The organism is Bradyrhizobium sp. 44, from assembly GCF_023073095.1.
Lineage (GTDB): Bacteria > Pseudomonadota > Alphaproteobacteria > Rhizobiales > Xanthobacteraceae > Bradyrhizobium.
Genome location: NZ_JADPIY010000029.1, coordinates 519,663 through 534,404, shown reverse-complemented (window position 1 = coordinate 534,404; position 14,742 = coordinate 519,663). Strand labels below are relative to the sequence as shown.

10 protein-coding genes are annotated in these 14,742 nt (G+C 65.4%); 1 reads left to right on the top strand and 9 read right to left on the bottom strand.

Going from position 1 to position 14,742, the window contains the following annotated elements:
* The first annotated feature begins 47 nt into the window (after window positions 1–47).
* The gene (gene flbT / locus IVB41_RS28225) at window positions 48–488 is read left to right on the top strand and encodes a flagellar biosynthesis repressor FlbT (protein WP_106946838.1); all 441 of its coding nucleotides are present in this window, start codon (window positions 48–50) and stop codon (window positions 486–488) included.
* Window positions 489–609: 121 nt separating this feature from the next.
* Here the strand turns inward: flbT and IVB41_RS28220 are convergent, their stop codons facing one another.
* The 9 genes from IVB41_RS28220 to IVB41_RS28180 form a co-directional block, all read right to left on the bottom strand.
* Window positions 610–2,106 (bottom strand): aspartate aminotransferase family protein, encoded by a 1,497-nt coding sequence (locus tag IVB41_RS28220; RefSeq protein ID WP_247437345.1) that lies wholly within the window; start codon window positions 2,104–2,106, stop codon window positions 610–612.
* Window positions 2,103–3,356 carry a RimK family alpha-L-glutamate ligase gene (locus tag IVB41_RS28215; protein WP_247437343.1) on the bottom strand — a complete coding sequence of 418 codons (1,254 nt, stop codon included), beginning with the start codon at window positions 3,354–3,356 and terminating at the stop codon, window positions 2,103–2,105. Before IVB41_RS28215 ends, IVB41_RS28220 begins: the two co-directional genes overlap by 4 nt.
* Window position 3,357: 1 nt before the next feature.
* Window positions 3,358–5,007 (bottom strand): hypothetical protein, encoded by a 1,650-nt coding sequence (locus tag IVB41_RS28210; protein WP_247437341.1) that lies wholly within the window; start codon window positions 5,005–5,007, stop codon window positions 3,358–3,360.
* Window positions 4,997–5,779 (bottom strand): hypothetical protein, encoded by a 783-nt coding sequence (locus tag IVB41_RS28205; protein WP_247437338.1) that lies wholly within the window; start codon window positions 5,777–5,779, stop codon window positions 4,997–4,999. Before IVB41_RS28205 ends, IVB41_RS28210 begins: the two co-directional genes overlap by 11 nt.
* A gap of 71 nt (window positions 5,780–5,850) precedes the next feature.
* Window positions 5,851–8,229 (bottom strand): flagellar hook associated protein, encoded by a 2,379-nt coding sequence (locus IVB41_RS28200; RefSeq protein ID WP_247437337.1) that lies wholly within the window; start codon window positions 8,227–8,229, stop codon window positions 5,851–5,853.
* Between the two features lie 21 nt (window positions 8,230–8,250).
* A complete protein-coding gene (gene flgK, locus IVB41_RS28195; RefSeq protein ID WP_247437335.1) occupies window positions 8,251–10,134 on the bottom strand; it encodes a flagellar hook-associated protein FlgK in 1,884 nt (627 codons plus the stop codon).
* A 35-nt stretch (window positions 10,135–10,169) separates the two neighbouring features.
* A complete protein-coding gene (locus tag IVB41_RS28190; protein WP_027566879.1) occupies window positions 10,170–12,422 on the bottom strand; it encodes a flagellar hook-basal body complex protein in 2,253 nt (750 codons plus the stop codon).
* A gap of 177 nt (window positions 12,423–12,599) precedes the next feature.
* On the bottom strand, window positions 12,600–13,112 hold the full coding sequence (gene msrB / locus IVB41_RS28185; protein ID WP_027566878.1) for a peptide-methionine (R)-S-oxide reductase MsrB: 513 nt from the start codon (window positions 13,110–13,112) through the stop codon (window positions 12,600–12,602).
* Window positions 13,113–13,168: 56 nt separating this feature from the next.
* Complete coding sequence (locus tag IVB41_RS28180) at window positions 13,169–14,692, bottom strand: FAD-binding oxidoreductase (RefSeq protein ID WP_247437332.1); 1,524 nt, start codon at window positions 14,690–14,692, stop codon at window positions 13,169–13,171.
* Between the last annotated feature and the right edge of the window lie 50 nt (window positions 14,693–14,742).

Genomic DNA, 14,742 nt, shown 5'->3' with positions numbered 1-14,742 from the left:
CCGCCGCAACACACGCTCGGTTACGAAAGCGTTGATGGAGAATAGGCATGGCCCTCAAGGTCGAGCTCAGACCGCACGAACGCATCATCGTCGGTAACTGCGTGATAACCAACACCGACCAGCGCGCCCGCCTTCTGATCGACGGCGACAACGTGCCGATCCTGCGCGAGCGCGACATCCTCACGCCGGAGACCGCCGACTCGCCCGCCAAGCTCGTCTATCTGGCGGTCCAGCTCATGTACATCTCGCCGGATCCACAGACCCAGCACGGCACCTATTTCAACCTGGTGCGCGACATCGTCACCGCGGTGCCGAGTTCCTGGCCGATCATCGAGGGCATCAACAACAACATCCTCAACGGCGACCTCTATCGCGCGCTGAAGGATGCCCGCAAGCTGATCGCCTATGAAGAGAAGTTGCGGGGCCAGTTCGAGGCCACGCATCCCAAGACGGAAGCGGGCCAGAACGACGTCAGCACCGCCGCCTGATCCCACGCGCTCGCAGGCCCACGCGGCGCGAACGACCGGGCCGGACGAACGACCAAGCCTCATAAACGACAACGGCCCCGGATCCTCTCCGGGGCCGTTGTCGTTTCAGACATACATCGAGCTACTGTGCCGCGAGCGGCGGCGCCTCGACTTCGATCACTCCCCCGCTCCGTCGTCCGCCGAATTCCAGTACGGCTGCGACCAGCGCATCGATGTCGGACTCCTCAGTACGGTGATTGACGATCGCGGCGCGGATCGCAAACCTGCCGTCCAGCGTCGTGCTCGAGGGCGCCGCGATACCGGACTCCTGGATGTCGGCGACGATCTCGCGATTGACCTCGTCGGCGGCGCGGTAACGGAAGCAGACGATGTTGAGATTGACCGGTGCCAGCAATTCCAGCCGCGGCTCAGCCAGAACGCGCGTCTCCAGATATTTCGCCAGCGCACAGCTTCGCGCGATCACCGCACCAAGCCGATCGGTGCCGAACGTCTTCAGCGTGAACCACGTCTTCAGCGCACGGAAGCCGCGCGACAGATCGGGACCGAGATCGCAGGGCCAGATCGCGCCGGCCGCAAGTCCCCTCGCCTCGCGGCGCAGATAGGCCGCGGGCTGCGCAAAGGCCTGCCGATGCTGCTCGCCGTCGCGCACCAGCAGGAAGCCGGCGTCATAAGGCACCTGTCCCCATTTGTGGAAGTCCAGCGCAATGGAATCAGCAAGCTCGATGCCGCCCAGCAGCGGCGCAAGTTCGGGCGACAGGATCGCGAGCGCACCGAAGGCGCCGTCGACGTGAAACCAGATTCCTTCCTCGCGGCACAGCTGCGCGATCGCCTTGAGATCGTCGACCGCGCCGATATCGACCGTACCGGCGGATGCGACGACCAGGAACGGTTTGAATCCGACCTCGCGATCGATCGCGATCTGCGCACGGAGCGCGGCAACGTCCATGCGATGATCGGCATCGACGCCGATCTTGCGCAGCGCGTCGCTGCCGAGCCCGGCGATGTCCATCGCCCTCGAGACGCAGCCATGCGCGGCCTGCGACGTATAGGCGGTGAGAAGCGCACCGTCATTGCCGATGCCGTACTGCCGCGCCAGCGTGCCGAGCGCGCTCGTACGTGCCACCAGCACTGCTATCAGATTCGCCATCGACGTGCCCGTGACGAAGATGCCGCTCGCGCTTTCCGGGAAGGCGAACAGGCGGCTTATCCAGTCGACGACCTGGCGCTCGACCTCGATCGGCATATGGTCGCGGCCGCCGAGATTGGCGTTGAGACCCGCCGCGAGCATTTCCGCGACCATGCCGACCGCTGTGCCGCCGCCATGCACCCAGCCCATGAAACCGGGATGGACGTTCCCGGTCGCATAGGGCGCGACATGTTCGGAGAAGTCGCGATAGACGTCGGCGAGATCGCTCGCCTCGCGTGGCACGTCGGCCTTGAATGCCGCACGAACGCCGTCGGGGATCGGCTGCCACACCGGATGCGCGCGAACGTTGGCGATGCCGTCGATCGTCTCGTCAAGCATGCGATGGGCGAGCGCGCGAAATTCGCTCCAGTCCTGCGGATCGAGCGAAGTGTGCGTGACGGAGCTTTGTGCGTTGCGGATGATCTCGTTCATGCTGCACTCTCCTCGTCCGCTCTTGCATGCCGCGACAGCATCGCCGTGAACGCCGCGAAGATCTTGCGCATCTGCGGTGGCTTGTACGGAAACACGGCCGGCGGATCCATGTTGTGCACGACGGCGGTGTTGTCGGCTTCGAAGACCAACAGCTCGCGGTTCTGGTTCTCGGCGCAATCGACGATGAAGTAATCGAGGCCGACGCGCCTGCTCATTTCGTCCAGCGCGATTTTGTGGCGCGCAGCGAACGCATGGTCGAAGTCGAGCATGAAGACGGCTTCCTCGGCCCGCTTCTCCTCGCTGAACGCCATGAAGGCGTTGAGATACCAGATGTCCCAGCGATCGGCGATCGCCATGTGACATGCATAGGGTTTGCCGTCGACCATGGCGAGACGATATTTGCGGTAGAGTCCGTCGGAACTCGCATAGTCGACGAAACGCGCAACGAAGAAGTCCTGCTCTTGCCGCTCGGCAAGATAAGCCGCGAGCGCCACCGCGTCGTCAAGCTTGGCAAGCCCGACGCCGGCATGCGTGCCGCGCGGCCGCACGATCATCGGAAAATGCAGTTCGCCCGTGATCTCCTCGCAAACGATCTTGCCTCGCGAAAGCTCCGACAATTGCGCGCGCGTGGTGGGGGCGGTCACGGGAATGTCGAGACCGGGCACGCCCGCCAGCAGACGATACAGCTTGTCGCGATCGAGATTGCCGATGAGATCCGGACGATTGAGCAGCGGCCTCGGCCAACGCGGCGCGGCCTTCTCGATCAGCGCGAGCGCCTCCCGGCACTCCTCGGAATCGGATGCGATCACGATGGCGACGTCGTGCTCGGGCAAAGTCTCCGGCAGGCCGATGCCCTTGACCACGTAAAGCGTCAACAGCTCGATGTCGGAGTCTTCAAGCAGGAAGTCGATCGGCGTGTTGCCGCCCATGTCGATATCGGCGGCGAGCGCGAGCACGCGCAGGCGGGGTTTTGGAGCAGCGCAAGGCGTACGAAACAATTGGTGGAAGGAGAGCACCTCGGTCTGGATCACCAGCCCGGCCTCCTTCTCGCCGAGAAGCTGGGCAATCAGCGAGAGGTCGAGGCCTTCGCCCGCCTCGGCCGTCCCCTCCTCGATCCGCGACAGCAGCCGGTCGCGCAACGGATGCAGGTCGCCGCCCTCGAAGGCGCGGCGCGTCAACTGCGCAAAGCCGATGCGGTCGGCATGGTTCGGCGCGGTCACGCCGCTCGGCGCGGAAACTGGATGTTGCATCTCACACCTCGAACGCGGGCTTTATCGGCACGGCCGCGACCGCGCCACGATCAAGCAGCAGCTCGATCTTCACCAGCACATGTGCGATGCGATCGAGAACCTGCTGCACATTGCGTTGCGTCTGCATTGCATCCGGCGACCACGCCTCGGTCACCAATCGTGCGCCGACGCAGAGGCGCAACACGGCCTGCGGCGCGCCGTCCTGCCGCTCCAGTCGGACCGGCTGGCCGACGAGACAGCGCTGGGCGGCCACTTGCCGGTCCGCCGCGCTGCCGCTGATCTCCTCGGCCATGTCGCGCGCCAGCGCCCGATGCACGGCGCTGGTCTCGGCGATCGAGACCGGCTTGCCGCCGCGCAGCAGCGTGAACGGAAAGATCGTGGCTTGTGCGAATTCCTCGTCGTCCGCGCCTGACTTCTCGATCGCGGTGGGAACGGCGCGAAGCGACGGCGACAACGCGATCATGTTGTCGATGCCGGCTGCAAGCTCGGCCAGCATCCTGGCGCGGAAAGCCCCGGGCACGGCGTAGTAGCTGCCGATCTCGGCCAGCGCCGCCTCCCAGCGCAGCCATTGACCGAAATTCGGCCGGCGCTCGAAGCGCGAGCGTAGCGTCGTCCACGCCACCGGCCAGTCGCAGCGGCCGGCATAATCGAAGATGCCAGGCGCGATCGCGCTCATCCGGTCGATCGACCGCGACAGGCCTTTCGGCAGCAGCAGCGCACCGCTGAAGGCGGGTCCGCCGAAGAATTTCGAACCGGTGATCAGCACCATGTAACCGCGGTCGAGATAGGCGCGCAGCCGCCGGCGGCCGAGCCGCGCCTGACAGGCATCGACGACGAATTGAACCTTGCGCGGCCAGCGCCGCGCGATCTCATCGAGACAGGCCTCGCTTGGAGCGCGCCAACCGAGTTTTGACGAATCCATGATCTGCAACAAAACGCGGCGGCCTTGCGCGAGGCTGGTCTCGACCGCGCGCAGCACGGCGGCATCGGCATCGGTGCGCATCGCAATGCCGGCCGCCATGTCGATCAGCGGCACAGCAATGCTGTCGCCGGCGAGCCCCGTCACCGCGCCGTCCTTGCGCACGGCCATGCCGCCCGCGGTCATCGTGCTGAAATGGTGGCCGCGTGCAGTATGCGGCGTTCCGCTTCCGGTCTGGTCGGCGCCGACCACGATCGTCACCGGCGCCGCGCCGAGCACTGCGCGCGCCACGAACAGTGCGTGAAGCTGGGAGTCCGTGCCGGACGGCGAGAACACGACGTCGATGCGCGACGAGAGCGCAAGGTGGCCGCGCAGCTCCTCGCGCATGTCCTCGCAGCGGGCGTCGAAGGCGATTTCGACCTCGTCGAACAGGCACTTGTGCATCAGCTCTTCGCGCGCCAACGCGGCACGGTCGTATGCCATCTGCGAGATCGTCGACGCGGTTGCGGAAGCAAAATTCCAGAGCTCCGGCTCCGGCGAAGCCGCGCAGCCATAGGCGTTGACACGGTCGTTCGGATCGAGCGCCAGCCGCGGATCTCCGCCGGAGGCGAGCAGCGTATCCAGCGGTGTGAAGAGATCGCGCAGGCGATAGCGCGAGCCGCCGTCGGACGCGCGCTCGCTGGCTGACAGACGGGATGCGCCGGCGCTCATCCCGAAAGGCTCACGCCGCATCGGCCGCCGCCGCGGGCGCCGGTGCGAATTGCGAGGTGATGTCGCCGTGGAACACCGACGGTCCGACGTGATCGAGCGAGCTCTGGATGTCGGCCCAGATCTCGCCGCCGATGTCGGTCCAGCGCTTGCAGAAGGCGAAGTCCTCGGACAGATAGGTGCCGGTCGCCGCATCGATCATGCATTCGAACAAGGCAAACCGGTTCTGGCTCGCCGCCAGCGTATCGTGCGAATGCTCGCGGAAGAATTGCAATGCCGCGTAGGCCGGATGGCGGCACATCGCCTCGAGCACGGAGCGCCGGATCATCAGGAAGCCGGTGCCGGCGTAGCGCGCACGGGTGAATCCGTTCACTACCACGATGCGGTCGGGGTCCTCGATCTCGAGCACGTAGTCGAGCGATGCGGCCGGCACGTCGGCGCGGCCGGACTGGATCGCCCGCGCGGCCTTGTCCCAGTTGATCCGCTTGATCGGATAGCAGCCGGCGACGACGTCCGCGCCGCACTCGATCAGCCGGAACACCTGCTCCGGCTTGAAGCCGATGTCGGCATCGATGAACAGGAAATGCGTCGCTTCGGGATCGTCCAGGAACATCGCGGCCAAATTGGCCCGCGCGCGCGTGATCAGCGCATCGCCGTCGCGCAGCAGCACCTTGAGCTCGAGATTGGCCATGCCGTGCACGGCGCGCTGGAGCGCGAAGATCGAGCTCGCATAGATGCTCGTCACCTGCCCGCCGAAACATGGCGTGGCCACCACCAGTTTCATCTTCTCCGACATCGTCAGCTCCGCCCCGCTGCAATCCTCACCAAGAGGTAAAGAGGCATGGTTAACGGCGCCTTAACGCCCGCTTACAGGAACTTGACGAGCGAGAGCTGCGCGAGGTTCGAGGTCACCTGGTAGGACGCCTGGAGTGCATTCTGGAGCGACAGGATCTCGCTCGCAACTTGGTCCGGCGGCGCCGATTCCGCCTGGTCGATGATAGTCTGGAGCTGCGCCTTGGCCTGGGTCTGGCGCGTACCCGCGTCCTTCATGGTGTTCTGGGCCATCGCGATGTCGGTCTGGATGTCCTCGATGCGCTGCTGGCCGGGCTGCTTGGTCAGGGCCTGCGTCACCCGCAGGCTCAGTGCGGCGACCTGCCCGCCCGAATACTGCCCGGTCGGCGAGGTCGAGAACGTCCCGAACACGGCGACTGCCTGCAGCTCCTTGCGGATCGCGTCCTCGTTCGCCTGCGCGCCATACTGCACCGTGACGGAATCGTCGACCCGGGCCATCGCGGTGGAGCGCGGCGAGCCGGGGCCGTCATTGCCCAGGTACCATTGCACGGTGGTGGCCGAGCCGTTCACCAGCGTCGTCGCCGAGCCGAGGGGCGACGAGCCGACGCGCAGCGGAGCCTTTGCCGCCGTGACCGGGGAGGTCGTGAAGCCGAGCGCCGCGAACGCCGTGCTGTTTGAGCTCGTGATGTTGAGGCTCCCGGGATCGTCCGTGTTGATCGTGATCACGCCGCCATGGATGGTCGACGGCTTCGTGGTGCCGGTGATCTGATCGATCTTGCCAAGCAGAGTTGTGATGTTGTCCGTGATGTTGATCTGGTTTGGGCCGCTGGCGCCCGAGGCGACAAAAGTCAGCGTCTGACCGTTCACCGTGATCGTATCGGGATTAACGGCAGGCGGACCCGCCGACCCCGCCTGGAACGCCGCTGAGAGGACTTCCGGGCCGCCCGTGGTCGCAGTGCCGCTCAGCACAGTTGAACCGGTGATCTGAGGCGTCGACGCCACGCTGCCGCGCGTCACGCTGCTGAGACCGAGCGCCGTGGCCGCCGCGCCGCCGGTGACCGCCACGTCCGTGCCGGTGCCGGTCGCGATCTGGATATTGCCGCCGGCGCTCAGAGTCACGTTGGCGGCGGGGATGCCGGCGGCAGTCGCGATTGCATTCAAGATATCAGACACCTTCGCGGCGCTGCCCGAAGCCAATCCGATCGTGGTATTGCCGCTAGCCGTCGTGACAGTGGTGACGTTAGGGTCGAAGGTAATGGTATGGGCGCCGCTCGCGCCGGTGATGGTCAGGGTGGTACCGGTCGGAGCGTTGGCGAGCGCGTTGAGAATGGTCCCGTTGAGATGGGGTGTCGCCGAAGAATCGAGCGACGTGGTCGTAGACGCAATCGCCAATGCGCTGTCCTGCAACGCGACCGAGCCCGTCCCGGTCGTCGAGGTATAGGAGCGCAGATTGCCGGTGGCCGCCACATTCGCGGTGGCTGATCCCGCCGTATTGAAGAAATTGTCGCCGGCGGTGACGGCGGAGGCCGCCACCAGCGAGGTACCGGCGAGCTTCTTGATCGCCGTGTTCAGCGCGGTGTTGAGGTTCGTCGCCGTGTTGTTCGGGTTGACCGGGACGCTTGCATCGATGGCAAAGCTGCCGACAGGCGTCGGCGTCGCGGTGGACGCCGTCAGGTCAATCTGCTCGGTCGAGCCATCGGGCAGCGTGAACTGCACGCTGAGCTTGTCGCCATTTTTCGGATTGACGCCGTTGAGGTCAACCGAGAACGACACCGGCGAGCCGCTCGGGCCGGTGACCGTCGCGCCGGTCAACGTCGAGGAGACTGCAGCGATCTTCAGGCCGAATGGCGATACGGCCGCGTCCTCCGACACCATCACAGAGTTCGGCGTCGGCTGTGGCGTCGCCAGCACCAGCCGGCCCATGCCGTTGGCGCCGAGGTCGGCGGCCTGGCGCTCCGCCATGACGGTCTTGAAGCCCGCCTGCGTCGTGGTGCCGTTGATGATGTCGCCGGCATTCGCGACCGACGGCGTGTTGAAGGCGGTGCCGGAGAACAGATAGCGGTTGCCGGATTGCGTATTGAGAACGCCGACCATCGAGCCGAATTGCGCGGCTGCGGTGTTCTGCGCAACCGTCTGGCCGTTGACGTTGAGATCCTGCGCGGTGTTGGCCGAACCCGTCTGCACCGTGTTGCGGATCGTGGTCAGCGACTGCAACGCGGTATTGGCGAGGTTGATGCTGACGTTGACGTTGGTCATCGTGTCGGTATAGGCGGCGATGTTGGAGAGTTGCGCGCGCCCGGCGATCGCAAAGCCCTCGTTGGTGCCCATGCCGGAATAGTTCTGCGACAGCTTGCCGGTCGAGAGCTGCGTCGACAGGTCGGTGAGCTGCTGGTTGATGTTGCGGATCTGCGAGCCGAGAACCGACGAGGAGTAGTTGATGCTGCTGATCGACATGTTTCAGAGCCCTGTTACTTGTTACACTTGAGCCTGGAGCAGCGTGTTCATCATGCTCTGCACCACCGACATGACATGAGCGTTGGCGGCATAGGCATTCTGGAGCTGGATCAGGTTCGACATCTCCGAGTCCAGGTTGACGCTCGCGGTCGAGTTGAACTTGGCCTGCAGCGTCGAGACCACGACGCTCTGGCCCTGCTGGAGCTGGGTCGCCTGGGTCGCGGCATTGCCCTGAACGCTCAGGAACTGCTGGAGGTAGTTCGAGACGCTGCCGGTGAAGGGCTGGCTCGCCGAGCCCAGACCGGATTGCGGCGAATAGGAGAACACCGCCGAGGTGAGCTGCGAATAGAGATAGTCCGAGCGCGCGGTGTCGCCGGTGGGCGTCACCGGCGAGGTGTTGTAGATCGACAGCCTGGTCGGGTCGGTCGCGAGCTGCGTGTTCACGGCGATGCGCCCGGCAAGGCCGGTCATCTGCGAACCCGATGCTGTGATCGCGCCGGTGTAGAGCGCCTGGCCGCCATCGGTGAACAGCGGCAGTTGCGGATTGCCCGAGGTCAGCGACGAGATCGTCTTGGTGATCGAGGCCGAATTGACCTTGGCGAGGCCGCTGTTGTCGTCGGTCACCCGCAATGTGGTGGCCGTCGCCGGCGACGGGGCGGCGGCGAACGACAGATGCGAGCCGGAAAGTGCGGTGTTGAGCGCCGAGGCGATCGCGCTCATGCCGCCGGAGAAGTTCACCCCGATCTGCATCGGATTGGCGTTGGTGGGGTTCTGCAGCGGCAGCGCCGCCGGATCAGTCACGTTGACCAGCGTGACCTGTCGCTTCGTGTTGGTGGTCGTGTCGGTGTAGCTGAAGTTGACGCTGTTGCCCGGCGCCGCCCCGGCAAGGTCGAGATCGAAGCCGGCCGGCGGGCCGGTGACCGTGCTGCCGGCCGTGGTCTTGTCCGACAACGCGCTCGACATCGTTGCGGCGAACTGGTCGATCTGGTTCTGCGCCTGCACCAGCGTCTGGTCGCGCAGCTTCAGATCGGCCGCGATCTGGCCCGAAGACACCACGTTGTTGGCGATGACGTCGACCGACGATCCGTTCGGGAGCTTGATGTTGAACGCGCCAACGCCGGATTTGGCCGGATCGATGTTGTAGAGCGAGGTCGCCGACAGCGCGCCGGCGGACGCAAAGGTGAATTGCGAGGCCAGCCCGGCGCCGACCAGCTGGATGCCGGTGGTGGTGTAGATGTTGGCCTGATTGGACCCGTCGACGGTGACGTGGACGTCGACATATTTCGACAACGTGTTGATGGCCTGGTCGCGCTGGTCCATCAGCGTCGCAGCCGAGGGGTCGTGTTCCGACAGGCCCTGGAGTCTGGAGTTGATGTCGGCGACTTGCTGCATCGCCGCGTTGGCCTGCTGCGCCGAGGTGCTGAGATCCTGCTCGACGTTGGAGCGCAGCGACTGGATGCCCTTGGTGGTGAGGTTGAGCTGCTGCGCCAGCGTCTGCGCGGCGCCGAGCGCAACCGTTTGCGCCGACGAGGAGCCCGCGTTGGTCGACAACGCCTGCAGCGCCGTGGTGAAACTGTTCAGCGCGGTTTCGAGCGTACCGCTGTTGCCGGGCGTGCCATAGACATTCTGAAGCTGCTTCAGAATGTTGGCCATCTGGTCGGCGTAGCCGCCGCCGCCGGTCTCGGTGCGCAGCTGCTTCTGCACATAGGTGTCGAGCTCGCGGCTGACGCCGGTCGTCGTCACCGTCGAGCCGAAGTCGCCGGTGGTGACCTCGATCTGGTTCGGCGTCTGGACGACGTAACCCGGCGTCTGCGAGTTGGCGACGTTCGAGGAAACGATCGAGAGCGCAGCCTGATTGGCACGCAGACCGCTCATCGCACTGGCGAGGGCTGAACTCAAACCCATGTTGACTTGCCGCCTTTGGTTACGTCACGCCTCAATCAGCGCAACACGTTCAAGAGGTCCTGCACCATCGTATTCGCCGTCGTGATCACCTTGGTGTTGGCCGAATAGGCCTGCTGGGTCACGATCAGCTTGGTGAATTCGTCGGCGATGTCGGTGTTCGAGCCTTCCAGCGACGAGCCGCTGATCGAACCGGAAGCGCCATCGATCGCTGCGCCCGACTGTTCGGTCGCTGAGTATGCGCCGCCGTCCTGCGCCTTCAGGTAGTTGGTGCCGTTGAAGTGCGACAACGAGACCTGTGCGAGGTCGAGGTTCTGGCCGTTGGAGAAAGTCCCGACCACGAGGCCGTTGTTGTTGACGGCAACCGAGCGAAGCTGACCGGCGGCATAGCCGTTCTGGGTGATGGTGTTGATGGTGACCGCGCCGCTGGTGCTGGCATATTGCGTCAGTCCGCCCGAGGAGATGTTGAAAGAGACCGAGCCCAGCGATTGGCCGCTGACGCTGACGTTGTTGATGGTGATCCCCGAGCCGCTCGGCGAGGTTAGCGAGCCGTCGGCGGCAAAGGTGAAGGCCTGGCCGGTATTGACCCAGCCGACGGTCGTGCCGGTCGCATTCGGGTCGGTCTGGTAGAACATGTTCCAGCTATCGGCATGGCCCGCGCCCAGCGAGGCGCTGTCGGTCTTGGCCCAGCGCAATTGCAGGTTCACCGGCGTGCCGGCCGCGTTGTAGGCGGTCACCGCGCCACCGCTGATCGATTCCTTGGTGAAGGTGGCGATGTCATTGCCGATCACGCCGCCGGTACCGGCAACGCCACCACCGTCACGATTCTTGGTGATGGTCGAGGTGAAGCCGAGCGCGGCGAAGGCTGCGCTGTTGGAGCTCGCCACCGACAGGTTGGAAGCTGTGCCGGTGTTCAGCGTGATCACGCCGCCACTGCTGACCGACGACCCCGTTGCACCGGAGAGCGCGTCGATCTTGCCGAGCAGCATCGTGATGTTGTCGGTGACGTTGATTTGGTTCGGGCCTGACGCGCCGGCCGCCATGAAGGTCAGCGGCTGACCATTGACCGTGATGACGTCGCCGGCGGAGAAGCCCGATGTGATCACCTCGGCGCCGCCGGCTGCCGCCGCGCCGCTCAGCACCGTGGCGCCCGAGATTGCTGGGGAGGACAGCACGTTGCCGCCGCGCGTTACGCTGCTGATGCCGAGCGCCGTGGCTGCCTGGCCGCTACCAACCGGTACGTCGGTGCTGGTGCCGCTGGAGATCACGATGTTGCCGCTGGGGTTGAGCGATGCGGTAACGCCGGCGCCGCCGGCCAACTGGATCGCGGAGATGATGCTGGCCACCGTGGCCGTCGTGCCCGCGCCGAGACCGATCGTGGTATTGCTGCCGGCCGTCACGACAGTGGTGCCGCCGTTGAACGTGATCGTGTTGCCGTTGACGGTCAGCACCTGGCCGCTGAGCGCGGTGAGGGTGGTGGAGGCGAGATGCGTACCCAGGGCGTTGTCGAGCGAAGTTGTGGTCGATGCGACCGCCGCAGAGTTGTTCTGGAGCGCCGCTGTGCCGGTCGCCGTGGTCGACGAGTATGGTGAGCGAATATTGCCGGTCGCGGCAGCGCCGGACGTTGTGGCGTTTGCATACGGCGGAGGCGGCGTGCCGACCGGCAGCGGGTTGGCCGCGAAGTCCGATGGGTTCAGTCCGCCGGCCGCCAGCAGCGTCTTGGTCGCCGCCGTCGTGCTCGCCACGGTGTTCGGCTGGGTCGGCAGGTTGGCCGCGTACTGGATCGATGTGGTCGCCTGCGCCGGGATGAAGTTGTTCTGGAATTTCAGGACTGTCGCGACGTTGCCTTGCGGGTTGCCGGTCTTCGGGTCGACCGTGACACCCATCAAATAGTAGCCGGCGCCATTGACCAGATTGCCGTTGGCATTGAGCTGGAAGTCGCCACGCCGCGTGTAATAGGTGACGCCGCTGAACACCGGCGCGTTGTCGACCACGCCCGTCGCCTTCTGAATCGAGAAGAAGCCGTCACCGGTGATCGCCATGTTGGTGGCGACGCTGGAGCCCGAGATCGTACCCTGCGTGGTGATGGTGGCCTTGGCGTTGGCCGTCACGCCGCCCGCGACCTGCTTGCTCGGGACCGATGAGTCGGGAATGAGATCGACGAAGCTGGTGCCGATGCCCTTGTAAGCGGTGGTGGATGAGTTCGCGATGTTGCCGGAAATGTTCTGCAGCGCGTAGGACTGCGCCTGCAGGCCACCCACCGAGGTGTTCATTGCATCGAAGATACCCATAACTTTGTCTCCAGATCCGATCTCGGCGGCCGGTCGACCATGGCCGCAGTCGGAGGAGACTGTCGCAAGGGCTATGCCAATGCGGGTACTTTCACGAAATCAATGACTTAATGAAAAAGCCCCGGTCTGACGACCGGGGCACAATTGCCGGGACCGGCAACAATTGCCGGACGAAACCTAGGTTGCGGACGCCGCCGCGGGATGGAAGACCAGCCCGAAACCGTCGATGCAGTAGCGCAGTCCCGTCGGCTTGGGACCGTCGTCGAAGACGTGGCCGAGATGGCCGCCGCAGCGCCGGCAATGCACCTCGGTCCGGAGCATGCCAAAGGTGCGATCCTCGGTCTTGCCGACATTGCCCTCGATCGGCTGGTAGAAGCTCGGCCAGCCCGTGCCGCTCTCGAATTTGGTGTCGGAGGCGAACAGCGGCAGGTCGCAGCCGGCGCAGGCGAAGATGCCCTTGCGGTGCTCCTTGAGCAGCGGGCTGGAGCCCGGCCGCTCGGTGCCCTCCTTGCGCAGGATCTCATATTGCTGCGGGGTGAGCTGGGCACGCCATTCGGCGTCCGTCTTCTCGATCTCGAATTTTTGCGCGGCTTTCTCTCCAGCCTCCGCGGGCGATGCTCTGAGCCAGCGGAAGGCCGCAAGGCCGAACAGGCCGGCGACGGTCGTCAACAGGATGCGGCGGTCAAACATCTCATTCTCCATGCGGGAGCGTCTACGCCCTGAGATACGGGCTCTCACGGCAGACGTTACACTTCCGGGCGGGATTTTTCTCGGGTCTCTTGCGGGACGCTGTCGTCGCGCGAGACCGGTTCCGGGGCTGGTTCCGAGGCTGGTTCCGAGGCTGGTTCAATGGCTTCTGCCGCAGTTTTGGGCGGCTGGGTAAGCCGCGGCCTGACGCCTGACGGAGGCCGGCGCGGACCGGTGCCGGCGGCCCGGTTGGCTTCGGCGAGGCGTGTCTCGCGTTCTCTGTCCTTGACCCTGGCACGTTCACGATAGCGGGCAAGCGAGCCTGCGGCAGCGGAACTCGCCCTACCCCAGATTCCGACCAGTTGGCCGGCAACCCGCCCCGTCGTTCCCCCCGCCCAGACCAGCTCGAACGGCGAGAACAGCTTCCAGCGCTCGTCGCCCCACAGGATGCTGCGCGCGATCATCTGCCCGGCCATGGCCGAGGTGTTCATGCCCTGGCGGCCGAACCCGCTGGCCACCCACAGGCCTTTGCGCAACTGGCCGATCTGCGGCATGCCATGCACGGTCTGGCCGGTGGCGCCGCCGAAGGTCTCGGTGATTTCGACATTGCCGAGTTGGGGGAAGATGGACCAGATCCGCCGCCTGACGGCGCCCGCAAAGCGTTGTGGTCGCGCCGCCCAGGTGGTCTCCGGGCTCTCCCACATCAGGCGGTCGCCATCGACGATCCGGAAATGATCGACGCCGTCGGAATCCATCACCGATCCCTTGAAGGCGATGATCTCGTGCACGCGCTCGCCGAGCGGCGCGGTGATGCCGGCATAGCGCCAGACCGGCAGCAGCGTCTCCGACAGGCGCCGCAACGGCGCACCGAGATGGATGTTGCCGGCGAGCACGATATGGGTGGCGCGCAGCCGCGCCGAGGGCGTGACGATGCGCTTGCGGATGCCGGAATGATCGATGCTGACGACCGGCGTATCCTCGAAGATGCGCGCCCCCGCCCGCCGCGCCAGCGCCGCGAGGCCGTGCACATATTTGCGCCCGTCGACCTGGAACGCCTTCGGATAATACACGCCATGGAAGTAGTGATCGGTCTTGAGCACCTCGCGGACGCGATCGACCTGCCAGCCCTCGGCCTCGGTGTCGAAATCCTCGTTCAGCATCTGCAAGCGGCTGATCAGCCGGTCGCCGGCATCGACGTTGGAGACCTCGAGCACGCCGGCGGTCGGGCCGATCCCCGGCATGTTCTCTTCCGTGGCGTTGGCCCGGACGAACTCGGCGCCCGCTTTCGACAGCGTCCACAATTCCCGCGCGTCCTCGAATCCGATCCGCTCGATCAGCTCGGCGAGCGGCAGCGCGAAGCCCGGCATCACGGTGCCGAGTTGATTGCCGGAAGCGTTCCAGCCGATGTGGCGGCCCTCGAGCACCGCGACGCTGGCCCCCAGCCGGGCCGCCTCGAGCGCGATGGACAGTCCGGCAAGCCCGGCCCCGATGACGCAAATGTCCACATCGAGGTCGAACGACAGCCGCGCCCGGTCGCGAAAGCCGGCTTCTTCCTGGGACACGCTTGTGAAAGTCTCGCTCATGTCGTTTCTTAAAGGACTGAGCGGCCGCTTGTCACCTTGTCCTCGACCAG